This window comes from Pseudideonella sakaiensis, from assembly GCF_048320135.1.
GTDB classification, from domain to species: Bacteria; Pseudomonadota; Gammaproteobacteria; order Burkholderiales; family Burkholderiaceae_C; genus Ideonella_A; species Ideonella_A sakaiensis_A.
The window spans coordinates 2,043,510-2,068,456 of sequence record NZ_CP182947.1; the positions used below are offsets into that span (position 1 = coordinate 2,043,510).

Sequence of the window (24,947 nt, forward strand, 5' to 3'; positions counted from 1 at the left end):
CCGGGTCTTCTACGCTGGCTGCGTGCGCCGCTCGACGGCAACGACCGCCAGCTGGCGCCGCAGAAGGAGCCAACATGAACCGCGTCGTCGTCGGAATCCTGTTCGTTGCTGCATCGGTCGCGATCTTTGCAGCTGCCAGCGGCCAGTCCCTGTTATCGCGAGACGCTGCCGCGGTCCGCGTCGCCCAGGCCGCAGCAGCGGCAAGCGGGCAGGTGTCGGCGCCTTCCGCATCGACCGGCGCGGGCGCCGGCGCCGCCGCCCTGCCCGACAACCCCGGCTTCTACCTCGGTGAAGCCGGCTTGACACCGTCGGAACGCGCCGGCCGCGAGATCTGGTACAAGGCCACCGCCGGCAACGCGCGCTTCCACACCTATGTGTTCCAGCAGCGCGTCGGCATCCTCGTCGACTGGTTCCGCGCGCTGCGCGCCGATGAGCGCGGCGACCGCTTCGCCGCCTATGGCCTGATCAACGATCCCGGCTGCTGCGTGCCGGGATCGGCGAACTGCCCGGCCAAGTCGCTCGACGAGACCTATGGCCTCGAATGGTGCCCCGGTGACGAGGAACTGCTGAAATTCGTCGGCAAGAAGGGTTATCGCGACCCGGCCTGCGATTTCCGCGATGCGCCGCCGGCTGCCGACGATATCCACCACAACAAGACCGACCAGCGGCAGTCGGCCTGCGACCTCGCATTCGGCACCTCGACCGGCGCACTCGGTTACCGCAAATTCCCGAATCCGCGCTTCGACAAGGAACGCTGGATCAAGGTCAACGGCAGCCTGGCAAGCTGGGACGGTTTCCGCAAGGTGGTGTCCGACGACCCGAAATCCGCCGACTCGCGCGTGCGGCGGCTGGCCGACGGCTCGATCGAGCCGCCATTCCTGATCGGCACCTCGTGCGGCTCGTGCCACATCGCATTCGACCCGCTGAATCCGCCGGCCGACCCGGCCAATCCGAAATGGGAAAACATCAAGGGCCTGCAGGGCAACCAGTATCTGCGGATCTCCGAGTTGCTCGGCTCCGGCATGCCCTACGACTCGATGGAATACCAGATGTTTTCGCATGCGCGGCCCGGTACCTCTGACACCTCGGCGATACCGAACGACCAGGTCAGCAATCCGGGAACGATCAACGCGATCATCAATGCGCACCAGCGCCCGGTGTTCGAGAACGAAGACGTCATCAAGTGGCACAAGGTCAATGCCTGCACCGCAAAGGCCGATGCGGCAAACCCGTGCTGGTGCGAGCCGGGCCGCGACGGCAAATGCTGGGAGCGCAAGCGCAGCAAGGAAACGGTGCACCACATCCTGAAGGGCGGCGAGGACTCGATCGGTGCGCTCGAGGCGATCCAGCGCGTCTATTTCAACATCGGCTCGTGTTCCGAACAGGCATGGCTGAACCACCTGACCGACCTGCGCCAGCTCGATCCGCAGGGCCGCAACTACGGCCAGACACCGTTCGATATCGGCCAGGCGCGGCGCGACTGCCCGAATTTCCGCGCGATCGAGGACCGGCTGCTCAACCTGAAGGATTTCCTGTTTTCGGCCGAAGCCGATGCAACCGATCTGGCCGTCGCGCGCGAGAACATGCTGAAGCGCAGCAACCCGGTGGCGCGTTATTCGCACGACGACCTGGTGGCCGATCTGGAACGCCAGTTCGGCGCCGGCGCGGTCGAGCGCGGCCGCGTCGTATTCGGCGACAACTGCGCGCGTTGCCATTCGAGCATCAGCGAAGCCGACGGCGGCGCATTCCGAAACCGCGATTTCCGCGCGGTCGATGCGAAGACCGGGCAGCGCCGCGACTGGCTCGGCAACGACCAGGCGACGCTGGTCTCGGAAGTCGGCACCTACCGCTGCCGCGCGCTGCACTCGAACCACATGAAGGGCCGCATCTTCGAGGAATACGGCTCCGAGACGCTGCGCGCCCGCGCCGGTGATGCGGCGCTGAAGGAGGAAGGCGACGGCGGCCGCGGCCACTACCGCAATGTGTCGCTGCTGTCGCTGTGGGCGCATGCACCGCTGCTGCACAACAACGCGCTCGGCCCTGAAATCTGCGGCCAGCCGAAAAACCGTGACAACTTCTTCTACCGCTCGAGTTTTGTCGACCGCAAGACCGGCGAGCTGCTGGCCGACGACAAGGCGCCAGCCTGCTGGCCGTATGACCCGAGTGTCGATGGCCGCTTCAAGCTGTATGTCGCATCGATGCAGGACCTGCTGAATCCATCGCAGCGGATCCCGAAGATCACCAAGTTCGATGTCGACGTGCCGCTGCCGATCGGCCTGCGCACCGTCGAAGGCAACGAGGAGAAGCAGATCACCGGCCTGACCATCGTGTTGCCGAAGGGCAGCAACTCGGCCGGCCTGGTCAATTTCCGCCACAAGCTGTTTGCCAACGACCTGGTCGAACTGAAACGGCGGCCCGAGGAACTGGAAAAACGGCTGGTCAATGAACTCGGCGAGCAGGAGGCAAAAGCCATCGTTGCCGAACTGCGCACCGCCGGCTCGGCGCTGCTGTCGGACCCGTCGAAGCCGGTCGAGACGCTGCGCCGGCATCCGAAGCTGATCGCGTTCTACAGCACCTGCACCGCGGATGTCGAGAACGACGGCCACCCGTTCGGCCAGGATTTGCCGGAGGCCGACAAGAAGGCGCTGATCGCCTTCCTGGCAACGGTGTAGGAGGCTCAGATGACACGACAACGTACGACGATGCTGCTGGCCCTTGCCGCGGGTCTGTTCCTGCTGACCGGCTGCGACGCGATCGACAAGTGGCGGCACCCGCCACCCGACATCGGTTTTGTTGCCGCCGGCAAAGGTTATGCCGAGAAGCCGGACTTCGCGAAGGTGGAACACGAGCTGCCGCTGAAGATGGAGGACCTGGACCGGATGACGCCGCGCAACCTGCGCAATTTCAGCCAGGAGCAGCTTGACCAGATCTACGCGCGGCTGACCGCCGGACCGATTCCCGACGGCCCGTTCGATGGCGACCTGATCTTCCCGAAAAACGAGGACAACGACCGCCGGCTGTCCGAGATCGTCGGCGGGCTGCCTGGCGTGGCCGTCGAGGTGAAGCTGCACCGCGTCGAGGAACTCGGCCGGGCACTGTGGAAAGGCAAGGTCTTCTACCGCGACCAGCGGCTGCTGCGCAACCGGATCGAGGACATCGTGCTGCTGAAGCCGATCATCGACGGCGAGTTGTCGACGATCGAGAAGATCGTCGTCGACGGCAAGGACCAGTGGCTGCTGTTTCCAGCGCGGCTTTATTGCGGGCAGAGCCTGCTCGACTCGCGCCGCGAATCGATCATCATCGACTATTTCTTCTCCGACGAGCTGCCCGGTTACCGCGAGAAGCCCGACTTCCTGGCCGGGCGCAACGGGCTGAAGGTGCGCGACGAGATCCGCATGATCCGGCCCGGTTTCTACCTCGGCCGCGCCTATGTCAACCGGGTCTTCCTGTTGAACTTCTTCCTCTACAACGAGGAGATCGCGAAGCGCGACGGCGAGGCCTTCCGCAAGACCGGCAGCGTCGACGAGGATTGCTGGCCCGGCACGCAGCAGCGCGCCAAACTGGTGGCGGCGAACTAGCCGGATGAAATGCTGGCCTTCGCGCTGCTGCTGCTCGCACTGGCGCTCGATGTTCGGGCCGACACCTCCGTTGCCGCGCCGGTCTGGGCGGTCGACCCGGCCGAGCCGGGCCCCGACCTGCCGCCGCGCGGGCGCTCGCTGTTCGACTTCGTCGCCACGACGCCCGCTGCCGACGGCAGCCGTCAGCTCGATCTGCCGTTTCCGTTTGCCGCGCTGGTGGCCCGCATCGAAACCCGTGCCGGCTGCACCTCCCCCTGCGCGAAACAGGTACTGATTCCGCTCGGCCGCTCGCTGCAGCGCACCGCGGCGGCACCCGACTTCTTCCGCGATCCGCGCGTCGTCGTCGCGATCGATGCCGAACCGGCGCCGCGCGGTGCGCTGCTGAAAGACCGCATCTACCTCGGCTACCAGCGCCAGGCCGACCTGATCGAGGTGATCAGCTACAACGAGGCGGCCGCGCGGTTCGAATTCCAGGTGGTTCGCGACTATCGGCCCGGCGGCACGCCGCGGCTCAGCTATGCGCGGCGTGCCTTGTGTGTCTCATGCCACCAGAACCATGCGGCGATCTTCTCGCGCCAGCTGTGGGACGAGACCAATGCCAATCCGCGGATCGCTGCACGGCTCGAGCGCGAACATGCCGACTACCAGGGCGTGCGGGTGCGACGCGGTGTTGATGTGCCGAATGCGATCGACGATGCCAGCGACCGCGCCAATCTGTTCGGCGTCTGGCAGCTGCTGTGGCGCCGGGGATGCGGCGACGGCAACGACGGCTCGCGCTGCCGGGCCGCCTTGTGGCTGGCGGCGCTGCAATACCGCCTGAGCGACGGCCGCGACTTCGACCGCGGCGCTGCGCAATGGCAGCAGGCGTTCGTGCCGCGGTTCGAGCGCCAGTGGAGAGCCCTCTGGCCCGGCGGGCTGGCGGTCGCCAATCCGGATGTGCCGAACCGCGATCCACTCACGGCACTGCGTGGCTCGGCGGCAGCCGCGCACGATCTTGTCCATGTGCCGACGGCACTCGAACCGCTGGCGCCGCGGCCGCCGCTCGAGGTGCTGATGCCGACTGCGCAGACCGCCAGCCGGCTGGTCGCCGGACTGGCGCAGTTTCTGGCCACCGCCGACGTCGCCGCGATCGATGCCGGGCTGGCGCGGCTCGGCGGCGCTGTCAGCACGCTGCGCGCGCCGTGCACGGTCGAAGCGACGCCGCAATGGTTGCGCTTCGACTGCAATGGCAACGATGCCGACGCGCTGCAGCTGAGCGGCCGCATCGACCTCGATGGCCGGCGCATCCGCAGCGGCAAACTGCGCCGGCTCGCGGTTGCCGGCAGCGAGCCGCTGGCGCAACTCGATCTTGCCGGCAGTGCGGCGGCAGGCCGCTTCGACCTGCTGCCGGCCAGCGGCGCGCTCAATGCGCGGCTGGTCGATGGCCGGCGCATCGCGGCGATTTCGCTGCAGCTGCCTGGCCAGCTGTCGGCCGTGCGAAGCGAAAGCCGCGGGCAGGCTGAAGTGCGAATCGTCGACGAAACCGAACCGTTGCGACAAGCCGCCGCCGAGCTGGCTGCAGGTCGCCTCGCCGATGCCGACCAGCCGTTCATGCGCACGGCGCTGATCGAGCCACTGCTGCAGCGGCTCGGCGCCACCGGGCGCATCGACTGCTGCACCGATATCGCCGCAATGCCACCGCCGCAGACCGAGGCGCCGCCGCCGAAGCCGCCGACCGACGGACCGGCACAGCCGTTCGCAGCCTTCTATCCCGCCTGTGCAGCCTGCCACGCAGGCGTCGATGCCGCGCCGCCGAACTTCCTCGCCGGCACGGCCGAACGCGTCGCCGCGAGCATCCGGCAGTGTGCTGCGCGCATCCATGTGCGGCTGGCGCAATGGCAGCTCGATCCGGCAGCGCGCAGCAAGACGCCGATGCCGCCGGCCGCCGGCCGCAGCGATCGCGGCAGCGTACCGCCACCGATCGAGATCGCCGGACTGCAGCGCCTGACGGCCGCGCTGCTGCAGCGCGAGAGCGGCGCCGTGCCCGATCTCGGCCGCCTGCTCGCGGCCGGTTATGAGGCCTTGCCGCCGTGTCTGGCCGACGCCGGGAGCCACAAGCAATGAACGACAAGACGCCGGCCCCTGCGGGCAGACGACGCGGCCGCTGGCTGCTCTGGCTGGCCGTGCTGCCGACACTGCTGCTGATCGCACTCGGCATCTATCTGGTCGTGCTGCTGAACGACGACGAACCGGTCGTGTTTGCCGACATCGTCGAGCACTTCAAATACGGCTCGACCGGCGGCGAGCGCGCGGCGGGCTTCCCGTACTGGATCTTCCAGGCGCTGCCGCAGGTCTGCAGCGAGCATCTGCCCGGCAAGGGTTATGCGTCGCTCGGCCTGATCTACGAAGACGGCAAGGACCTGCCGGTCGGCATGTCGAAGCGGCGGCTGATGGGCGTCGACCGCACCTTCATGAACTGCGCGGTCTGCCATGTCAGCACGGTGCGCGAGACAGCCGATGCACAGCCGCGGCTGGTCGTCGGCATGCCGGCCAATACCTTCAACCTGTTCGGCTTTCAGAAGTTCTTCTTCGACTGCGTGCGCGATCCGAAATTCTCGACCGAATTCATCGTGCCGGAGATCGCGCGGCTGCAGCGCGAGCAGGGCGACAAGCTCGGCCTGCTCGACCGCTACGCGATCTACCCGTTGGCGACCTGGATCATGCGCGAGCGGCTGTTGACGCTGGCCGGCCGCTTCGGGCCGATGCTCGAGCACACCGAATGGGGGCCGGGCCGCACCGATACCTTCAACCCGAACAAGGCGCTGTTCAACTTTCCGCTTGATCGCCTGCCTGAACGCGAGAAACACGCGGCGGTCGATTTCCCGTCGATCTGGCTGCAGCAGCCGCGCCAGGGCATGCAGCTGCACTGGGACGGCAACAACGTGATGGCCGAGGAGCGCAACAAGAATGCGGCATTCGGCACCGGCACGACGCCGCCGACCATCGATCTGGCGGCGATTGCACGCCTGGAGAACTGGATGCTGAGCGTCGAGCCGCCGGCCTATCCGCTGCCGGTCGAGGCGGCGAAGGCAGAACGTGGCGCGAAGCTCTATGCCGACTACTGCGCCGGCTGCCACGGCAGCAACGGCCGCGATTTTGCGGCGCCGGCTGGCAATACCGCGCGCGAGTGCCTGGACAGCGGCCCGTCGGATGCCGAGTTGTACCGGCCGCAGGTCGGCCGCATCACGCCGATCGACGAGATCGGCACCGACCGCCATCGCCTCGATTCCTATTCCTGGGAGCTGGCGGTGCAGCTCGGCACGATCTATGCCGGTTATCCGCACCGCTATTGCCACTACCGCAAGACCTACGGCTACGCCAACATGCCGCTCGACGGTCTGTGGCTGCGTGCGCCCTATCTGCACAACGGCTCGGTGCCGACGCTGCGCGATCTGCTCGAGCCGGCGAGCGCGCGGCCACAGCGCTTCTACCGCGGCAACGACACGCTCGACGCCGCGCGGGTCGGCTTCGTCAGCACCGTGCCAGCTGCCGGCGGCCGCAGCTTCTTCCTCTATGACACCAGCTTGCCAGGCAATTCGAATGCCGGACATGAAGGCGCCGCCTACGGCACCGAACTGGCGCCGGACGACAAGGACGCGCTGGTCGAACACCTGAAGACATTCTGAGGACCGACGATGGCCGACGATGCAAGGAAGACAAGTGGTTTCTGGCGCAGGCTGAAGTGGATCGGGCTGGGCTTGCTCGTATTCGGACTGGTCGCCGGCGCCTACGGCTACTACCGGCTGATGTACGAACACCGCGAGCCGCTGATCAGCGACCCGGACGAGCGCTTCAAATACGGCTCGATCGGCGCCGAACACGATGCCGGCATCCCGTACTGGATCTTCTATGTGCTGCCGCGGATGTTTCCCGAAAAACTGCCGGGCCCGAATGGCCTGGCGTCGTTCGGCGTCGCCTGGGAGCAGGGCCGCGAACTGCCGATCGGCTTCACGAAAAAGAAGATCGGCTTCGACCGCGTCGCCAACAACTGCGCGTCGTGCCACACATCGAGCTACCGGACCAAGGTCGACGAGAACCCGAGCTTCGTCGTTCCGGGTGCCAACCACCGGCTCGACCTGCAGGCCTTTTTCCGCTTCCTTGTCGACGCCGCAAAAGACCCGCGGTTCAATGCCGACAACCTGATGCGTGAGATCGCGACGGTGACCGAACTCGACTGGTTCGACCGCCTCGCCTACCGCTTCCTGATCATCCCGATCACGAAGAAACGGCTGCTCGAACGCGAGGCACAGTTCGCATGGATCTACCACGAGCCGTTTCCGCAGTGGGGCCGCGGCCGCGACGATGCGATGAACCTGACCAAATATTTCATGATCGGCGCGCCGATGGACAACAGCTTCGGGCCGACCGACATGCCGGCGATCTGGAACCTGAAAAAATACGATGCCCCGGGCACGACGATGAACTGGGCCGGCGACAGCCACGATGCCTATTCGGTGATCATCGATTCGGCGCTCGGCCTGCTCGGCGCGGCGCCGAAGGACAGCGACGAGTTTCTCGGCCACGTGATCTGGCTGCAGGATTACCTGGGCCAGAAGCCACCGCCGAAATATCCGTTCGCGATCGACGCCGCGCTGGCCGATGCCGGCAAGGCGGTCTTCGATGCCAACTGCGCGTCGTGCCATGCCAGCGACAAGACCGGCCGGCGAATGGCACTGGCCGCGGTGGCCACCGACGGCGAACGAATCGCGACGTGGACCAAAGCCAACGCCATCGCGGCGAACAAAGCGGTGCAGGAATTCGGCATCGAGCGCAAAGGCCTCGTCGAGGCGCCGCTCGAAGGCTACAACCCGCCCTTCCTCGACGGCATCTGGCTGCGCGCGCCCTACCTGCACCACGGCGCGGTGCCGACGCTGCGCGACCTGCTGACGCCGCCGGCCGAGCGGCCGAAGGTCTTCTGGCGCGGCTACGACCTCTACGACCCGGTCAATGTCGGCTTCGTCAGCGACGGCGCAGAAGCGCAACGCGTCGGCTCGAAATTCGACGTCTCCGAACGCGCCAGCGGCAACCAGGGCCATGAGTTCGGCACCACGCTGCCGCCGGGTGAGAAGGATGCGTTGCTCGAGTATCTGAAGACGCTGTAGCGCTCGTCGAGCACAGGCTCAGATACGGTAGCTTGGCTCGGCAAGCCCGTGGCTATTCCAGCGCGGTCTCGACGGCCGCCAGCAGCAGCAGAATGGCCATCAGCCCAAGCAGCGTCCAGGCCCACCAGGGCAGGCCCTTGTCGTCATGACCAGTCATTGCCGGTCGGTCACGCAGCACGAAACGTTGCAGATAGTCCTGCGCCCTTGCCTCGCCGGCCGAATCGCCGAGCGCCTGGAACAGCGCGGCTGCCTGCTCGGCCGAGCGCCTGGCATCGTCGTCGCGCTTCAGTGCGGACTGGACCCGAACCAGGTTCAGCAGTGCGGTGGCCTGCCCGCGCTTGTCGTCGGCCTCTCGCTTGGCGGCCAGGCTCGCGACAAACGCCTCTTCGGCAGCGGCGAAGTCCAGATGCTCGAGGCGTGCCAGTCCGAGGTTGTTCAGCACGATCGCCGCACGCAATGCATCGCCATCGCGGCGCAGCCGCGCCAGCGCAGCCTCGAAGGATCCGATCGCGTGATCGACGTCGCCGAGTTTCAGCTGCGCGGTGCCGAGGCTGTCGAGGAGGCCGGCGAGATCGGCCGAATCATCGAGCTCGGCGTCCTTCAATGCCGCGGTCAGCGTCGCGACGGACTCGACCGCACAGCCCTGATCGCGCTGGTTCTCGCCGAGCTCACGCAACGCCCGCCGGCGCAGGCTGCCAGCCTGCGGCGCCTGCTCGGCGCGCCGCAGTGTCGCTTCGAGCACCTTTGCGGCTTCATCGGGCCGGCCGAGGACGCGCAGCACATGAGCGATGCGGATCTCGGCCTTGCATTGCAGCACGTGCTCCACCGCGGGATCTGCAGCCACCTGCTGCAACAGAGGCAGCGCCTGCTCCCAGTTGTGCTGATCCCCGGCGAGCTTGCCCTCGTGGTAACGCAGCATCGCCAGTTCGGCAGCCGACAACAGCGGGTCGTATTCATGCACCAGGCTCAACAGCAGGCAGCACTCGGACAAGCGCCGGCGATGACGCGCCGTGCGGAACAGTTGCTCGAAAGCGGCCAGACCGTCGGCGCGGCGGCAGCCGATCAGGTGGAACATGCGCCGGCGCGCCGCCGGATCCTCGCCGCTCGGATCGGCCGGCACGGTGAACCATTCGACGAGCCGCTCGCTGACCGCGCTGAACTGCTCCCGCTGTGCATCGGCGAGCCACCAACGCCACAACGGTTTGCGCCAGCGCTCGTGCACGCTCAGCGAGTCGTCGTTGATCTGCACGATCGCCAGCTCGGTGAACTGCACATACCGCTCCTCGGCGGCGTCGGCGTCGAGTTCACCCAGCCAGGCCAGCAACGGCGGATCGAACTCGTGTGGCACCGCACAGCGCCGCAGCAGTCGGCCGGCCTCGGCACCGAGCAGACGGTCGGTCATCTGGACCGGGCGATCGGCCGCGGTCTTTTCGTCCGACGCGGCCTCGAGCAGGCGTCTGAATGCAGCCAGCGACTGCGCTTCGCCTGCGGGGAGGGCGTGCGATGCGTTCACGTTGCCGACCGGCTCTTCAAATAAAGCTCGACCGCGGCAGCCACGTCGGCCGGCCGGCCGCGCGTCATCGCCGACAACATCGCCGCCAGTTCACGCCGCGTCTCGGCGCTGATTTCGGCGACGCCGGCAGCGCGTTTCTCGATGTAGGCGTCGATGTCCTCTGCGCACAGCGGCTGCAGCTGCACGCGCGCCATCAACGCCGCCAGATCGGCATCGTCCGGCGGTGGCCGCTGCCCAAGCAGCACAGCCCTCACCCGCGGCAGCGCGCCATCGACGATCGGCCTGAGAAACCGGCCCCACAGCCACTGGTGGGTGGCGTCGGACATCTTTTCGGTTGCATTGAAGAACAGCACCACCAGCTGCGACGCGGACAGCTGGGCAAGACCTTCGAGAAACCGCTTCGTCAGCTGCTGACGCCGCACCTCGTCGGGTACCGCGAGGTCGCTGCGTTGAACCATGAAGTTGTTGTCGCGCAGCACGACGCCGGCGACGTCGCCGATGCTCGAATTGCTGATGCTGGCGCCACCTGCCACCTGCAGATTGCCGCCCACCAGGTTGACATTGATCTCGAGCCGAGGCGTGTAGCTGAGGTCGGTGTAGTAGTTGGCGAGGTCGGTGAACGCGGCAAACGAATCGACGCCGAGTGCATCGCGCAGGCTGCGCAACACCGACAGTTCGTCGAGCACGTGGACGCTGCTCCACTCGACCTCGGCCTTCGGCAGATGGCGCAATGCGCATTCATGAACCATCCGCATCAGCAGCGACGACTTGCCCATCCCCGACTCGGCGGTGACCACCATTACCGGCAATTCGTCGGTATCGAGCACCTGTTGGAACAACGCCATCTCGGCCGATCGATCGACGAACTGCGTCAGCAGCTGTTCGCGCCGTTGGCGCCTGACACGGTCGAACCGGCTTTCGATGACTTCAGTCACGGCTCACGCTGCGACGGTGGCTTGATCTCGACGCCGGTGATCTCGCCGATCTTGACGTCGGTCAGCGAGGCATTGTTCAGCACGTCGACGCCAGCGGCCGGCATGGCGCCCCGTGCGCCGGTGACTCGGCCGACCTCGCCACCTTGCATTTGCAGTCCGGCGCCGACGCTGACGCCACCGCTTGCAGGCTGCTGCGTATCCGATGGCGGGCGCCGCCGCAGCGGCGTCGCCTGCCCGAGCGCATCGAACAGCCGGTCGCGGTCGTATTCCCAGCGCTGGTCACTCAGTTCGAACGCATTCAAGCGTGCAAGACGATGCAGGCGCTCGGGCAGCGTCGCTGCGCCCGGCATCGCGACACCGCCGAGCAGAACCGGGATCACCGGCACATCGAGCGTCAGCGCATGGGCCACCTCGGCTGCCACCACATCGGCCGGGTCGTCGAGCCGGCGGCTGCCGTCGGCGCGCGCTGCCGACAACCATCCCGGACCGATCAGCACCAGCACCGCGTCGGCGGCAGCCAGCCGTCGCTCGATCTCGCGCAGGAAGTCGGTTCCCGGCGGGATCGAGTGCAGGTCGAAAAAGCGCGCGACGTCGCCGAAGGCGGCCGCCAGATCGGCTGCAAGCCGGCCGGCCCAGCCCTGCGCATCGGTGCGACGGTAACTGATGAAGATGCCGCTCATCGCATCAAATCCTCCGACAAGACCTGTGCATCGTAGGCTTCACGGCGCACCCGCTGGTCGTAATAGAGCAGCACCAGTGCAATGCCGAGCACCGGCGTGACGAGGCCGAACCCGAGCGACGACAGCCCCATCATCAGCGGCGTGTCGGCCGGCTCGTCCGCAACCGGGCCCGCGCCGAGCAATTCGGCACCGAACATCAGGCCAACTCCGAACAGAAGAACCGCGATATAGGCGAGCAGCAGCGGCAGCAACGCAAGGCCTGCGACGCGCCATGCCTGCCCCTTGGTCAGATCGAAGCTGCGGCGGATGGCGCCGGTATTCCTTTTCGCCTCGAGCACGACGATGATCGATGTGAACAGGCCGCGCGCACCCAGCCACACACCGGGAATGATCAACAGGATCAACCCAAGACCGATTCCCAGGTACAGGACGGACATTGTCGTCAGCAGGTACCACCATCGGCGATGGGAGAGGACGCGCGCAAACGAGCGCCGCACCCTCGGCCGGTTGCCGATGCAGATGTCCGAGATTGCGACCGTCAACGCGCCCGAACTCAGGAACAACGCCAGCAGGTAGATCGGAAACGTGATCAGCATCAGCGGATCCTGCCTGGCGGCCAATATCTCATGGGCAACCAGGATGGGCAGCACGGGCAATACGCCGCATGCCTGCAGCACCCAGAAATGCTTGCAGAGCACGTGCATGATGTTGCGCAGCAAGCTCGAAGCCGTCTGCTCACCGAGCACCGTCGGGGCGTCCGGTGACGTTCGGGCCGCGATCGTTGTTCCGGTTGCGGTCATGGGCAACCCTCCCTCTGCAACTTGCGGACCCCTATCACACCCCGATCCGGCAAAGAATGCAATCCCCAAGCGCAGCGATGTTGCGGGAGGGCGAGTGGCGCGCTTGCTCGATGCTAGGCGGTGTCCTGCGCCTGCGGCACAGGCTCATTGGTCCGCGAGCCGTGCGCGTGTGCATAGACCCAGGTGAACTCCGCGCCGAGCAGGAAGATCTGCGCCGAGTAATAGATCCAGACCAGCAATGCGACCAGCGAGCCCGCAGCGCCGAAGCCGGAGCCGATGCCGCTGCTGCCGATGTAGAAGCTGATCAGCCACTTGCCGATCGAGAACAGCACCGCGGTCGTCACCGCGCCGAGCATCACGTCGCGCCACTCGATGCGCGCGCGCGGCATCAGCTTGTAGATCATCGCGAACATCACGGTGACCAGCGCAAAGCTCAAGACCTGATTGACGGCTGCGAGCAGCATTTCCCAGCCCGGCAGCTGCGGCGAGGCCCAGTTCTCGACCGCGGTCAGCACCGCGCTGACGACCAGCGACACGATCATCAGAAAGCCGATGCCGAGGATCAGGCCGAACGACAGCAGCCGCGTGCGCAACAGGTTGAAGATGCCGCTGCTCCTGCTCGGCGGCACGCGCCAGATGCGGTCGAGCGCATTCTGCAATTCGCCGAACACCGTCGTCGCACCGATCAGCATCAGCACGACACCGAACAGCGTCGCGGCAATGCCGCCGGCAGGCTTGTTGACGCTTTCGAGCAGCGACTGGATAGCCGCCGCGCCATCGGCGCCGACCAGCCCTTGCAGCTGGCCGAAGATCTCGCCGCGCGCGGCGTCGTCGCCGAACCAGATGCCGGCGATCGAGATCACGATCAGCAGCAGCGGCGCCAGCGAAAACAGCGTGTAGTAGGCGAGCGCCGCGCCCATGCTCGGCGCGCGGTCGTCGACCCAGGCCTTGACCGCCGCGCGGCCGATGGCCATCGCCTTGCGGTAGCTCGGCAATCCGTGCAGGTCGAGTCCGGTCCGCGGGGCCAGCGCGCCGCTGCGCAGCCCGTCATGCGTTGCGATCCGCTCACCGCGTCCCATCGGGCCTCCTTGCTGCTGGTTGGCTGAGGGCATTCATTCCCCTGTTTTTAGCGGCGACCCGGTGGACACGATGTAGGGCAGCTCTTTTGTCCGCTGTCGGACGTTGCCCCCTCTGCCGCGCGCGGCAGCTTCCTACAGCAAGAAGGCACGGCAGACGCTACGCCGGCAGGGCGCGCGGCGGCAAACTTGCCGTCGGCATTGGCCCCCGGCCCTGCCGTATCCACATCCGACTCGAAGGCAGTTTCCGATGGTCGACACGATCGCGCTGGTCCAGTTTCAAATCACTCCGTTCGATCCGGCAGGCAATCTTGCGCGGATGGAGGCACATGTCGCCGAAGCTGCTGCCGCCGGCGCGCAGATCGTCGTCTTTCCGGAAGATGCGGTGACCGGGCCGCTCGATGCGCAGGCCGCCTATGTCGATCACGCGGCCGAGTACCTGGCCTTCTTCCAGCGGCTGGCTGCCCGCCACTGCATCGACATCGTGCCCGGCAGCTGGACGACGCGCGAAGCAGCGGCGCTGTTCAACACCACGCACTACATCAACAGCGACGGCGGCGTTGCCGGCAGCTACCGCAAGATCAACCTGTGGCCGACCGAAAAAGCGTTGTTGACGCCGGGCAACGCGGTGTCGGTTTTTCCGACCGCCCATGGCCTGGTCGGGCTGGTGATCTGCTGGGACCTGTCGTTTGCGCCACTGTTCACCGAGATGAAGCGCCAGGGCGCCGGGCTGGTGATCGCTCCGGCCTACTGGTCGTTCACGCCGCAGGCGATTGCCGATCCGACGCTGCAGGCAGACGAACTGCAACTGATCGATTCGCTGTGCACCGTGCGCGCATTCGAGAACGATCTCGTCGTCGCCTACTGCAATGCTGCCGGCGTGCTCGGTGCCGGCACTGCCACGTCGGTGCTGTCGGGCCGCTCTCAGATCTGCCATCCGCTGCTGAAGACCTTGTGCAAGGCGCAGAACAATGCCGAGCAGATGCTGATCGGCCAGCTCGCCGGCGCTGCTGTTGCCGCATAACCAGCGCGATCGCGCGGCCCGCCAACCGCACGAACCGACCGCTTCTTGATGGACGTCAATGCCGCGCGACGGCATCGGCCGATGATGGCTTCGAGCCCATCATCAGGAGAGGCCGATGGCCATCGCGAACGATTCCGTCCATGCCCGGCTGCTGCGCAAGCCGGCGCAACCGGATGTCAAACCGAATCTGGTCGACTACCAGGCCGCCCGCGACACCTTCAGCTGGCAGGCGGCTGAACGCGAACTCGACGGCTTGCCCGACGGCAAGGGCCTGAACATCGCCCATGAAGCGGTCGACCGGCATCTGGCACATGGCCGCGGCGACCGGGTCGCAATCCGCTGGATCGGCAAGACCGGCGCGCGCCGCGAATTCCGCTACCGCGACCTCGCAGCGGAGACCAACCGCTTCGCCAATGCACTGAGCGAGCTCGGCGTCGCGGCTGGCGAGCGGGTCTTCGTGATGATGGGCCGCCAACCCGAGCTGTACATCGCGATGCTTGGCGCACTGAAGGCGCGCTGCGCCGTCTCGCCGCTGTTCTCGGCCTTCGGGCCGGAGCCGATCGCGACGCGTTGCGAGCTCGGTGATGCCCGCGTGCTGGTGACGACGCCGGAGTTGTACCAGCGCAAGATCCGCGACCTGCGCGGCCGTCTCGGCGGCCTGAAACATGTCATCGTCGTCGGCGCGGTGCCGGCCGACGAGCCCGGTGTGCAGTCGTGGTCGGCACTGGTCGATACGGCCTCGGACGAATACCGGATCGCGCCGACCGATCCGCAATCGATGAGCCTGCTGCATTTCACCAGCGGCACGACCGGCCGGCCGAAAGGCGCGGTGCATGTGCACCAGGCCGTCGTCGCCCATGCGGCGACCGGCCGCTTCGCGCTCGACCTGCACGACGACGACATCTTCTGGTGCACGGCCGACCCCGGCTGGGTCACCGGCACCAGCTACGGCATCATTGCGCCGCTGGTCTGCGGCGTCACCAGCATCGTGCTCGAGGCCGAATTCGACGCGCAGCTGTGGATCGATACGCTGGAACGCGAACGCGTCAGCGTCTGGTACACCGCGCCAACTGCGATCCGCATGATGATGCGCCAGGGCAGCGACTGGCTGGCCGGGCGCGACCTGTCGGCGCTGCGTTTCATGGCCAGCGTCGGCGAGCCGCTGAATCCGGAAGCGGTGCGCTGGGGCGTGACGGCATTCGGCCAGCCGTTCCACGACAACTGGTGGCAGACCGAGACCGGCGGCATCATGATCGCGAATTTCGCCGCGCTCGACGTCAAGCCGGGCTCGATGGGCCGCCCGCTGCCCGGCATCGACGCGGCGATCGCGCGGCGCCGCGACGACGGCGGCATCGACCTCGTCGACGATGCCGATGTCGAAGGCGAACTGGTGCTGAAGACGCCATGGCCATCGATGATGCGCGGCTACCTGAACGAGGACGAGCGTTATCGGAAATGTTTTGTCGACGGCTGGTATCTGAGCGGCGACCTCGCGAAACGTGATGCCGACGGCTGCTTCTGGTTCGTCGGCCGCGCCGACGACGTGATCAAGTCGGCCGGCCACCTGATCGGCCCGTTCGAGGTCGAGAGTGTCTTGATGGAACACCCGGCGGTGGCCGAGGCCGGCGTGATCGGCATCCCGGACCCGACGGTCGGCGAAGTCGTCAAGGCCTTCGTCTCGCTGAAGCCGGGCTTCGAGCCGGATTCGGCCATGCAGCGCGACCTGCTCGGCCATTCCCGCAAGCGCCTCGGCGCGGCGGTGGCGCCGAAGGAAATCGAGTTCCGCAGCAACCTGCCGAAGACGCGCAGCGGCAAGATCATGCGCCGGCTGCTGAAGGCGCGAGAGCTCGGGCTCCCCGAAGGCGACCTGTCGACGCTGGAAAGCGACGAGAAGAAGTGAGCCGATGACCACCAGGAAACTCCACCTCGACCCGGCCCATCTGCAGCGCCTGCTGCGCGAGATGCTGCGCATCCGCCGCTTCGAGGCGAAATGCGTCGAGCTCTACCAGGCCCAGAAGATCCGCGGCTTCCTGCACTTGTACGACGGCGAGGAGCCGATCGCCGTCGGCGTGATGCAGGCCTTGCAGCCGCAGGATGCCGTTGTCGCGACCTATCGCGAACACGGCCATGCGCTGGCCCGCGGCATCGGCATGGACGTGCTGTTTGCCGAGATGCTCGGCAAGCAGGAAGGCTGCAGCCGCGGCCGCGGTGGCTCGATGCATTTGTTCGATGCCGAGAGCCGTTTTTATGGCGGCAATGCCATCGTCGGCGGCGGCCTGCCGCTGGCTGCCGGCATCGCGATGGCCGACCAGCGGCTCGGCCGCAACGCCGTCACGGTCTGCTTCTTCGGCGAAGGCGCGGTCGGCGAAGGGGCCTTCCACGAAACGATGAACCTCGCCGAACTGTGGAAACTGCCGGTGCTGTTCGTCTGCGAAAACAACCTGTATGCGATGGGCGTACCGCTGGCCGATGCCGAATCGGAAACCGACATCTGGCGCAAGGCCCAGGCCTACCGCATGCCCGCTGAGGCGGTTGCGGCGATCGATCCGATCGAGGTCGAGGCGGCCGCGCAGCGCGCGGTCGAGCATGTGCGCAGTGGCGCCGGGCCCTATTTCCTCGAATGCCGGACCTACCGCTTCCGCGCCCACTCGATGTTCGATACCCAGGCCTACCGCGAGCGCGGCGAGATCGACGACTGGAAGCAACGCGACCCGATCGAACGGCTGCGCCACTGGCTGGTCGACAACCAGCGGCTGAGCGCCGACGAACTGACGCGCATCGATCTCGAGATTGCCGCCGAGATCGAGGTCGCCGTCGCATTCGCCGAGGCCGGCACGCTCGAGCCGGTCAGCGAACTCGAACGCTTCGTGCTGATGGACCAGGTGCCGCAGGAGCTTGCACGATGAGCGACGCCAACGCAATCACCTACCGCGAAGGCTGCCGGCAGGCGATCCGCGCCGCGTTGCTGGCCGACGACCGCTGCTTCGTGATGGGCGAGGACGTCGGCAAATATGGCGGCTGTTATGCGGTGACGAAAGGGCTGCTCGAGGAATTCGGGCCGAACCGGATCATCGATACGCCGCTGGCCGAAAACGGCTTCGTCGGCATCGGCATCGGCGCGGCAACGGCAGGCCTGCGGCCGATCGTCGAGATCATGACCTGCAATTTCAGCCTGCTCGCTCTCGACCAGATCGTCAACAACGCGGCGACGCTGGCGCACATGTCGGGTGGCCAGTTCGCGGTGCCGGTCGTGATCCGCATGGCCACCGGTGGCGGCCGCCAGCTCGCCGCGCAGCACTCGCACAGTTTCGAGGGCTGGTATGCGCACATACCGGGGCTGAAGGTGCTGGCGCCGGCAACGGTAGAGGACGCGCGGCACATGCTGGCAGCAGCTGTTGCCGACCCGAACCCGGTGCTGATCTTCGAGCATGTCGTGCTCTACAACGAGGAGGCGCCGCTCGACCCGGCGGTGACCGAAGTCGACATCGACAAGGCGCGTTGCCATCGGACCGGCAAGGACCTGAGCATCGTGACCTACGGGATGGGCCTGAAGAAGTCGCTCGCCGCGGCCGAGCAGCTGGCTGCCGACGGCATCGATGCCGAAGTGATCGACCTGCGCGTGCTGCGCCCGCTCGACGACGCAACGATCGTCGAATCGGTGCGCCGCACGCACCGCTGCGTGATCGTCGACGAAGGCTGGAAAAGCGGCTCGCTGTCGGCCGAGATCAGCGCACGGCTGGTCGAGCAGGCCTTCCACGATCTCGATGCGCCGATCGCCCGCGTCTGCAGCCGCGAGGTGCCGGTGCCGTATGCGGCCCACCTCGAGGAAGCGACGCTGCCGCAGGTTTCCGACATCGTCGCTGCCGCGCGCCGGCTGGTGCAGGGCTCATGACCACAGACCGCACGACCGGCACCGCACGATGAGCAGCAGCAGCGACTTCCTGATGCCCTCGCTCGGCGCCGACATGGAGGCCGGCAAGGTCGTCGAGTGGCATGTGCACGAGGGCGACCACGTGCGGTCCGGCGACATCGTCTGCGTCGTCGAGACACACAAGGGTGCGATCGATGTCGAATGTTTTCTCGACGGCGTGATCGGCGACCTCGCGCCACTCGGCAAATCGATGCTGGTCGGCGATGTGCTGGCCCATGTGCAGGCCGAAGGCGCAGCGCCGGCCGCGCCGCCGCAGACGCCAGCGCCGGCGCCGGCCCGGCAGCCAGATGCCGAGCCCGAAGCACCGCCGCAGCCGATCGCCGCGGCACGGCCTGCTCCGCCGCCGCCAGTGGCCGCAGCGGGCAGCCGCCGCGTCAGGGCGAGCCCGGCGGCACGCAGGCTGGCGGAAGAACTCGGCGTCGCCCTCGACGGGCTGGTCGGCCACGGCGTCGATGGCGGCCTGACGCTGGCCGACATCCGCGCTTTGGCCACTGCCGGCCAGGCCGCTGCCGTCCGCCCGGCGCGCGGCTTCGACCCGGCGCAGATGCGCCAGGCGATCGGGTCGGCGATGGCCAAGGCGAAACGCGAGATCCCGCACTATTACCTCGCGAGCACTGTCGACTTCGGCGCCGCCGCCGACTGGGTCGAGGCCTACAACGCCGACCGCGATCCGGCCGAGCGGCTGTTGCCGGCGGTGCTGCTGCTGAAAGCCTCCGCCCGGGCGCTGGCCGAGGTGCCGCAGTTGAACGGCAGCTGGGTCAATGGCGGCTTCGTGCCAGGTCCGGGTGTCCATCTCGGCTGGGCGGTTTCATTGCGCGGTGGCGGGCTGATCGCGCCGGCGATCCACGACGCCGATCGGCAACCGCTGCCGGCACTGATGACGGCGCTGCGCGACCTCGTGCAGCGCGCGCGCAGCGGCGGCCTGCGCAGTTCGGAGATGAGTGATGCCACCGCCACCGTAACCAGCCTCGGCGACCGCGGCGCCGACAACGTATTCGGCGTGATCGTGCCGCCGCAGGTTGCGCTGATCGGTTTCGGCCGCATCGTGCAGCGGCCCTGGGTCGTCGACGGCCGGATCGCCGCCCGGCCCGTGGTGCAGGTCAGCCTCGCCGGCGACCACCGCGCGAGCGACGGCCATCTCGGCGGCCGCTTGCTGGCCGCCATCGACGCCGCGCTGCAGCAACCTGACCGACTCGACGACCAGTGAGGCAAACAAGATGAATGAAACCGATATCCGCAAGATGGCCGCCGACGTGCTCGCCGGCATCGCGCCCGAAGCCGATCTGTCGACCGTCGGTGACGACGAAGACCTGCGCGAGGCACTCGACCTCGATTCGATGGACTTCCTCAATTTCCTGATCGGCATCAGCGAACGCAGCGGGCGCAAGATCCCGGAAGCCGACGCACCGAGGCTGCAGACGATGCGCGGCCTGATCGGTTATCTGCAAGGCGCCAACGCCAACGCCTGACGCGGCCGGGCTGACAGGTCCGGCAGGGCGACCGGCGCTGCCACCGCTGCCTGCCGCCGTGGCGGATCGGCGACGATGTCGTGCGGCCGACGCCCGCAGCAGCGAATCCGGGCGAAGATGACGCATGCTCGAGGCACTGACCCTGTTGCTGCTGTTCCAGTTGCTTGGCGAAGCCATTGCCTATCTGCTGCAGCTGCCGCTGCCCGGCCCGGTGATCGGCATGCTCGGCCTGTTCCTGTGCTGGCCGATGCTCGGGCGCTGGAAGGAGCGGGTCGAGACGCTCGGCGTCGGGCTGTTGAGCCACCTCGGGCTGCTGTTCGTGCCGGCCGGCGTCGGCGTGATGCTGCACCTCGATCTGCTCGCCGCCTGGTGGGGCCCGCTGTTGTTCGTGCTGGTCGCGAGCACCGCACTGACGATGGCGCTGACAGTGTGGATCTTCAGCCGGCTGCAGGCGTGGCGAAGCCGGAAGCCATGACGGCGCAGACCGCGATAGCCGATCCGGCCGCGCTTGCCGCGCCGATCGGCCGCCTCTGGGTCTATCTCGGCACGACGCCGCTGCTGTGGCTGCTGCTGACGGTCGGCGCCTATGCGCTGGCGGTTCGGCTGCAGCAGCGGCTGCGTGGCAGCCCGTTCGTCAATCCGGTGCTGATCGCAGTGCTGGTCGTCGTGGCGCTGCTGACGCTCAGCGACACGCCGTACGAGGTCTATTTTAACGGCGCGCAGTTTGTCCACTTCCTGCTCGGCACCGCGACGGTGGCGCTGGCGATCCCGCTGCGCCGCCAATGGCCGGCGGTGCGCGCGGCATTGACGCCGCTGACGCTGGCATTGCTGGTCGGCAACATGGTCGGCGCGTTGAGCGCGATGTGGATGCTGAAGCTGTTCGGTGCGCCGTCCGAGCTGGTGTTGTCGATCGCGCCGAAGTCGGTCACCGCGCCGGTTGCGATGGGCATTGCCGACAAGATCGGCGGCGTGCCCGAGCTGACCGCGGTGCTGGTCGTGCTGACCGGCATGCTCGGCGCGACGATGGCCACGCCGCTGCTGAATGCGCTGCGCATCGACGATCCGGCGGCGCGCGGGCTGGCGGTCGGCATCGCGGCGCACGGCATCGGCACCGCGCGCGCGTTCCAGGTCAGTGAGGTCGCCGGCACCTTCGCCGGCATCGGCATGGCGGCGTCGACGATTGCCGCTTCGCTGCTGGTGCCGCTGGCGATCCGGCTGGTGTGACCGCTCAGCGTGCCATCACGTCGCGAACGAGCGCCGATCACTGAACGGCGCCCGCGGCATCTGCAGGAAGCAAGCAATGGTCGACACCACACCCCGCCACCCCGTCCCGCCCGAGCAACCGGCCGACCCGCAGCGCCGCCGCGAACCCCTGCCGTGGCAATGCCCGAAGGCCACCAAGGACGATCCCGAAGCCCTGCGCCGCGTGCAGGCGATCATGGAGAGTGCGAGTTACCGGCCGGCCGACCAGGACATGGACTTCCTGCAGGACGACGAGTCACGCGGCATGCGGCTGCAACTCGACTTCTTCAAGGCCGAAGACCAGTTGCGAAACCATGGTGTCGAACGCACGGTGGTCATCTTCGGCAGCACCCGCACCTGGGAGCCGGCGGCCGCGCAGCGCCAGTTGCAGACGTGCCGCGAGGCCGCCGCGGCCAACCCGACCGACCCGGCATTGCAGGCCCGCGTCGCGAAGGCCCGCCGGATCGAGGCCAGGAGCCGTTATTACGAAACCAGCCGTGAACTTGGCCGGCTGATCGCGAGTGCCGGAGATGGCCCGGCCGACAACCGGGTGATGGTGGCGACCGGGGGTGGGCCCGGCATCATGGAGGCGGCCAATCGGGGCGCATTCGACGTCGGCGCGGAATCGATCGGCCTGAACATCACGCTGCCGCACGAACAGTATCCGAATCCCTATGTCACGCCGGGACTGTGTTTCCGGTTCCGCTACTTTGCGATGCGCAAGCTGCATTTCGTCAAGCGGGCATGCGCGCTGGTGGCCTTCCCCGGCGGCTACGGCACGCTCGACGAACTGTTCGAGACGCTGACGCTGATCCAGACCCGCAAGATCAGCCCGGTACCGGTGGTGCTGGTCGGCGAAGGTTACTGGCGCCGGGCGATCGATATCGATTTTCTGGTCGAGGAAGGCGTCATCGAAGCCGAAGATCGCGAGTTGTTCTGGTACGCCGAAAGTGCTGCGCAGGCCTGGCAAGGCATCCTCGACTGGCACCGGGCAAACGGCACGCCGCTGTTCCCGGCTGGCGGGATCTGACGCGGCGCGAGCGGCACTGGCCGTTGCCGGCGCTAGCGCCCTGGATCGACCGCCTGCCCGCGCATCAGCCGCGCCGCCGGGCTGTCCGGCCAGACCAGCACCGCGCCGTCACTGAGCCGCTGGCGGCCGAAGACCAGCCAGGCATCGTCGACCGAACCGATGAATTCGTCGACGATGAAATGCGCCGGATCCTGCTGCGCGAGGTCGGCCCAGCTGATGCCGGCATCGAAGCGGCCATCGCGCAGACCGTCGGCGACTGCGCTGACGCTGGCGACGCTGATCGTCTGCGCCCAGCGTCCCGTATCCACATAGCCGCGCGTCGGCTCCATCAGCGCCAGTGCACACGGCTGCGCGGCGGCGCGACGGCGGACGACGGCGAGGTCGCGGCTTTTCGAGATGAAGCTGTCGACGAGGTACAGGCCTTGCCGGTACAAGGCGACAGTCGATGCCGCCTGCGGATGGACGGCACACAACACCAGATGGTCGGCCCGGCCGGCGATCACATCGGCAGCGCCCTGCCCGATGTCGTCGACGAGGTCGATGCGGGCTGCCGCGCCAAGGCCGAGCGCATCGATATAACGCCGGGTCGCGTATTCGTGGTTGCTGCCCTGCGGACCCCAGGTGAGGAAGGTGATCACGGGAATCGAATACGGCACGGTTTTCATGGCCGCCAACATGTCGATGACAGCCGGCGGTTTGCCGTGCAGTCTAAGGCGGCCCGGGCGCAGCGGTGTGGCTCAGCTCAATACGGTGACGAAGTCAGCGTGCCCGAGATCGCATCAACAAAGGCGGGCTCGACACCGCTCCACTGCGTCAGGTTGAAAACCTTTGCCGAATCGGCCAGCTTGCGGATCTCGACGGTTTTCATCGTCAGCGGCTTGCGCGACGCGCAGGTCGTCGGCGGGCTCAGCGGCCGCACGAACCAGACCGCGCTTTCGGTCAACGTCGATGGATTCGTGACGCGGCGCGCAAAAACATCGCTGGTGGCACTGCCTTCGACGAGCAGTGCGGCCTCGACGCCGACACCGATCGCGCGCGCCGTGCCGCTGCTGCTGTCACCGGCGGTGAGGATGCCGCCGGAGCAGCCGAAGCCGCTGCCCGGCTTGACCAGTCGGGCGGCAAACGCGATCAGCCGGCCCATGCGGTCGCGGGTATCGAGGTGCGAGTCGAGGATGGTGTTGGCCAGCGCCGGTGGCGTGAGGAAGCCGCCGGTCAACGCCAGCGGATTCGGATCGAAGCTCATGTATTTGTTGAACGGATCGCCGAGCGCCTGCGCGGACGTCACCGAACCGTTCAGCGCCGCGAAGTCGAACTGGCCGAGCACCGCCAGGCCGGCGCTGGTGCCGCCGACCGGCGCATGGCGGGCCATCAGGCCGCGCAGTGTCGCATCGAGCTGGGTGCCTTTCCAGTAGCGGATGTAGTCGCTCTGGTCGCCGCCGGCGATGAATACCGCATCGGCGCGGCTATTCCTTCAGCAGATCCCGCGGGTTCAGGCGGGCCAGCGCGCAGGCGCGCACATGCTGCACATAACTCTTGGTCAGCAGCGCCGGGCGTTTCTGCGCCGGCACCAGCACCGTGAAGGCGAGCCGCAGCACCGGCTCGAACGGGATGAAGCGGATGCCCTGGCCCTGGTATTCGGCTGCGGTGATCGCATCGACCAGTGCGACCGCCTCGCCGGCCTCGACAAAACTGCACAGGCCTTGCGAGACCTGCGTCTCGAAGCGCATCACGCGGCGCACGCCGTGCGCGGCAAACAGGCCGTCGATGTGCAAGCGGCTTTCGATCAGCCGCGGGAACGATGCAAACTGCTCGCCCTTCAGGTCGGTCGGCACGATCACGCTGTTGGCGGCCAGCCGATGCGCCACCGGCACGGCACAGACCATCCGGGTCGCGACCAGAGGCTCGGCGTGTGCACTCGGCGTATCGATGTCGAGGATCGCAAAGCCGACATCGCAGCGCTGGCCGACCGCCATGTCGACGATGTCCTGTGATGCGTACGACATCACGGTGATCTCGGTCTGCGGCCGCTGCTGCATGAATTGCGCAGTCACACGCGGCAAAAACGATAGCGCCAGCGCAGGCGCCGCAACGACCTGCAGTACGCCGCGTTGCAGATGGCGGATCTCGTTGGCCGAACGGGCAATCCGCTCGACGCCGATCAGCGACTGCTGCACCTCCTCGAACAGCGTCTGCGCCTCCGGCGTCGGATTGAGGCGGCCGCGCACCCGTTCGAACAACATGAAGCCGACGCTGTCCTCGAGGTCGGCGATCAGCCGCGACGCCGCCGGCTGCGAGATGCTGAGCATCTCCGCGGCACGGGTCACGGTCTGGCAAATCATCAGCGCACGGAACGCTTCGAGCTGGCGGAGGCGCATGCCGAAGTCTATGTGCAAATGTTATGGACGAACAAGAAACTTGTATTTAACAGCACGGCAGTTCTTCCCTAGACTCGACTTTGCGCTGGGAAAACACTTCAACCGGTGGCAAAAAAGTCCATAACCTTTAGGCATCATATTCGGGAAAACCCG

Annotated in this window: 21 protein-coding genes and 1 pseudogene; 14 read left to right on the forward strand and 8 right to left on the reverse strand. The window is 67.1% G+C overall.

Annotated elements, in window-relative coordinates:
• The first annotated feature begins 74 nt into the window (after positions 1–74).
• The 5 genes from ACNH6H_RS09100 to ACNH6H_RS09120 are packed head-to-tail and all read left to right on the forward strand — an operon-like array spanning position 75 to position 8,719.
• Positions 75–2,672, forward strand: coding sequence for a hypothetical protein (locus tag ACNH6H_RS09100; protein ID WP_418317179.1), 2,598 nt, complete (start codon positions 75–77; stop codon positions 2,670–2,672).
• A 9-nt stretch (positions 2,673–2,681) separates the two neighbouring features.
• A complete protein-coding gene (locus ACNH6H_RS09105; RefSeq protein WP_418317180.1) occupies positions 2,682–3,578 on the forward strand; it encodes a hypothetical protein in 897 nt (298 codons plus the stop codon).
• 9 nt (positions 3,579–3,587) lie between these two features.
• Positions 3,588–5,681: a hypothetical protein gene (locus tag ACNH6H_RS09110; RefSeq protein ID WP_418317181.1), complete on the forward strand. Its 2,094-nt coding sequence runs from the start codon at positions 3,588–3,590 to the stop codon at positions 5,679–5,681.
• Positions 5,678–7,243 (forward strand): c-type cytochrome, encoded by a 1,566-nt coding sequence (locus ACNH6H_RS09115; RefSeq protein ID WP_418317182.1) that lies wholly within the window; start codon positions 5,678–5,680, stop codon positions 7,241–7,243. Before ACNH6H_RS09110 ends, ACNH6H_RS09115 begins: the two co-directional genes overlap by 4 nt.
• A 9-nt stretch (positions 7,244–7,252) precedes the next feature.
• Positions 7,253–8,719 carry a c-type cytochrome gene (locus ACNH6H_RS09120; protein WP_418317183.1) on the forward strand — a complete coding sequence of 489 codons (1,467 nt, stop codon included), beginning with the start codon at positions 7,253–7,255 and terminating at the stop codon, positions 8,717–8,719.
• A gap of 52 nt (positions 8,720–8,771) precedes the next feature.
• Here ACNH6H_RS09120 and ACNH6H_RS09125 read toward each other — a convergent pair whose 3' ends face one another.
• Genes ACNH6H_RS09125 through ACNH6H_RS09145 form a run of 5 tightly spaced genes read right to left on the reverse strand, consistent with a single transcriptional unit; the run spans position 8,772 to position 13,726 of the window.
• On the reverse strand, positions 8,772–10,232 hold the full coding sequence (locus ACNH6H_RS09125; protein ID WP_418317184.1) for a hypothetical protein: 1,461 nt from the start codon (positions 10,230–10,232) through the stop codon (positions 8,772–8,774).
• Positions 10,229–11,167: a hypothetical protein gene (locus ACNH6H_RS09130; RefSeq protein WP_418317185.1), complete on the reverse strand. Its 939-nt coding sequence runs from the start codon at positions 11,165–11,167 to the stop codon at positions 10,229–10,231. The genes ACNH6H_RS09125 and ACNH6H_RS09130 overlap by 4 nt, the downstream gene beginning before the upstream one ends.
• Entirely contained in the window at positions 11,164–11,847 is a 684-nt protein-coding gene (locus tag ACNH6H_RS09135; RefSeq protein ID WP_418317186.1) for a toll/interleukin-1 receptor domain-containing protein, read from the reverse strand. The genes ACNH6H_RS09130 and ACNH6H_RS09135 overlap by 4 nt, the downstream gene beginning before the upstream one ends.
• On the reverse strand, positions 11,844–12,716 hold the full coding sequence (locus ACNH6H_RS09140; protein ID WP_418317187.1) for a hypothetical protein: 873 nt from the start codon (positions 12,714–12,716) through the stop codon (positions 11,844–11,846). Before ACNH6H_RS09140 ends, ACNH6H_RS09135 begins: the two co-directional genes overlap by 4 nt.
• 44 nt (positions 12,717–12,760) lie before the next feature.
• Positions 12,761–13,726 carry a YihY/virulence factor BrkB family protein gene (locus ACNH6H_RS09145; protein ID WP_418317188.1) on the reverse strand — a complete coding sequence of 322 codons (966 nt, stop codon included), beginning with the start codon at positions 13,724–13,726 and terminating at the stop codon, positions 12,761–12,763.
• Positions 13,727–13,973: 247 nt separating this feature from the next.
• Here ACNH6H_RS09145 and ACNH6H_RS09150 point away from each other — a divergent pair, with 247 nt between their 5' ends.
• The 9 genes from ACNH6H_RS09150 to ACNH6H_RS09190 all read left to right on the forward strand — a co-directional run bounded on the left by ACNH6H_RS09150 (position 13,974) and on the right by ACNH6H_RS09190 (position 22,419).
• Positions 13,974–14,747 (forward strand): carbon-nitrogen hydrolase family protein, encoded by a 774-nt coding sequence (locus ACNH6H_RS09150; RefSeq protein ID WP_418317189.1) that lies wholly within the window; start codon positions 13,974–13,976, stop codon positions 14,745–14,747.
• A 115-nt stretch (positions 14,748–14,862) separates the two neighbouring features.
• The gene (acsA, locus tag ACNH6H_RS09155; RefSeq protein ID WP_418317190.1) at positions 14,863–16,647 is read left to right on the forward strand and encodes an acetate--CoA ligase; all 1,785 of its coding nucleotides are present in this window, start codon (positions 14,863–14,865) and stop codon (positions 16,645–16,647) included.
• Between the two features lie 4 nt (positions 16,648–16,651).
• On the forward strand, positions 16,652–17,653 hold the full coding sequence (gene pdhA / locus ACNH6H_RS09160; RefSeq protein ID WP_418317191.1) for a pyruvate dehydrogenase (acetyl-transferring) E1 component subunit alpha: 1,002 nt from the start codon (positions 16,652–16,654) through the stop codon (positions 17,651–17,653).
• Positions 17,650–18,639, forward strand: coding sequence for an alpha-ketoacid dehydrogenase subunit beta (locus ACNH6H_RS09165; RefSeq protein ID WP_418317192.1), 990 nt, complete (start codon positions 17,650–17,652; stop codon positions 18,637–18,639). The genes pdhA and ACNH6H_RS09165 overlap by 4 nt, the downstream gene beginning before the upstream one ends.
• A gap of 28 nt (positions 18,640–18,667) precedes the next feature.
• Positions 18,668–19,885, forward strand: a complete 1,218-nt coding sequence (locus ACNH6H_RS09170; RefSeq protein WP_418317193.1) for a dihydrolipoamide acetyltransferase family protein — start codon at positions 18,668–18,670, stop codon at positions 19,883–19,885.
• Between the two features lie 10 nt (positions 19,886–19,895).
• Positions 19,896–20,147, forward strand: coding sequence for an acyl carrier protein (locus ACNH6H_RS09175; RefSeq protein ID WP_418317194.1), 252 nt, complete (start codon positions 19,896–19,898; stop codon positions 20,145–20,147).
• Between the two features lie 124 nt (positions 20,148–20,271).
• A complete protein-coding gene (locus ACNH6H_RS09180; RefSeq protein ID WP_418317195.1) occupies positions 20,272–20,622 on the forward strand; it encodes a CidA/LrgA family protein in 351 nt (116 codons plus the stop codon).
• Positions 20,619–21,371, forward strand: a complete 753-nt coding sequence (locus ACNH6H_RS09185; protein WP_418317196.1) for an LrgB family protein — start codon at positions 20,619–20,621, stop codon at positions 21,369–21,371. Before ACNH6H_RS09180 ends, ACNH6H_RS09185 begins: the two co-directional genes overlap by 4 nt.
• A gap of 76 nt (positions 21,372–21,447) precedes the next feature.
• Positions 21,448–22,419 (forward strand): TIGR00730 family Rossman fold protein, encoded by a 972-nt coding sequence (locus ACNH6H_RS09190; RefSeq protein WP_418317197.1) that lies wholly within the window; start codon positions 21,448–21,450, stop codon positions 22,417–22,419.
• Positions 22,420–22,451: 32 nt separating this feature from the next.
• Here ACNH6H_RS09190 and ACNH6H_RS09195 read toward each other — a convergent pair whose 3' ends face one another.
• The 3 genes and pseudogenes from ACNH6H_RS09195 to ACNH6H_RS09205 all read right to left on the reverse strand — a co-directional run bounded on the left by ACNH6H_RS09195 (position 22,452) and on the right by ACNH6H_RS09205 (position 24,794).
• Positions 22,452–23,084: a hypothetical protein gene (locus tag ACNH6H_RS09195; RefSeq protein ID WP_418317198.1), complete on the reverse strand. Its 633-nt coding sequence runs from the start codon at positions 23,082–23,084 to the stop codon at positions 22,452–22,454.
• A gap of 77 nt (positions 23,085–23,161) precedes the next feature.
• Positions 23,162–23,869 (reverse strand): annotated as a pseudogene (locus tag ACNH6H_RS09200) (cyanophycinase); the annotation flags it as partial.
• Between the two features lie 13 nt (positions 23,870–23,882).
• Complete coding sequence (locus tag ACNH6H_RS09205) at positions 23,883–24,794, reverse strand: LysR substrate-binding domain-containing protein (protein WP_418317199.1); 912 nt, start codon at positions 24,792–24,794, stop codon at positions 23,883–23,885.
• Positions 24,795–24,947: the final 153 nt, after the last annotated feature.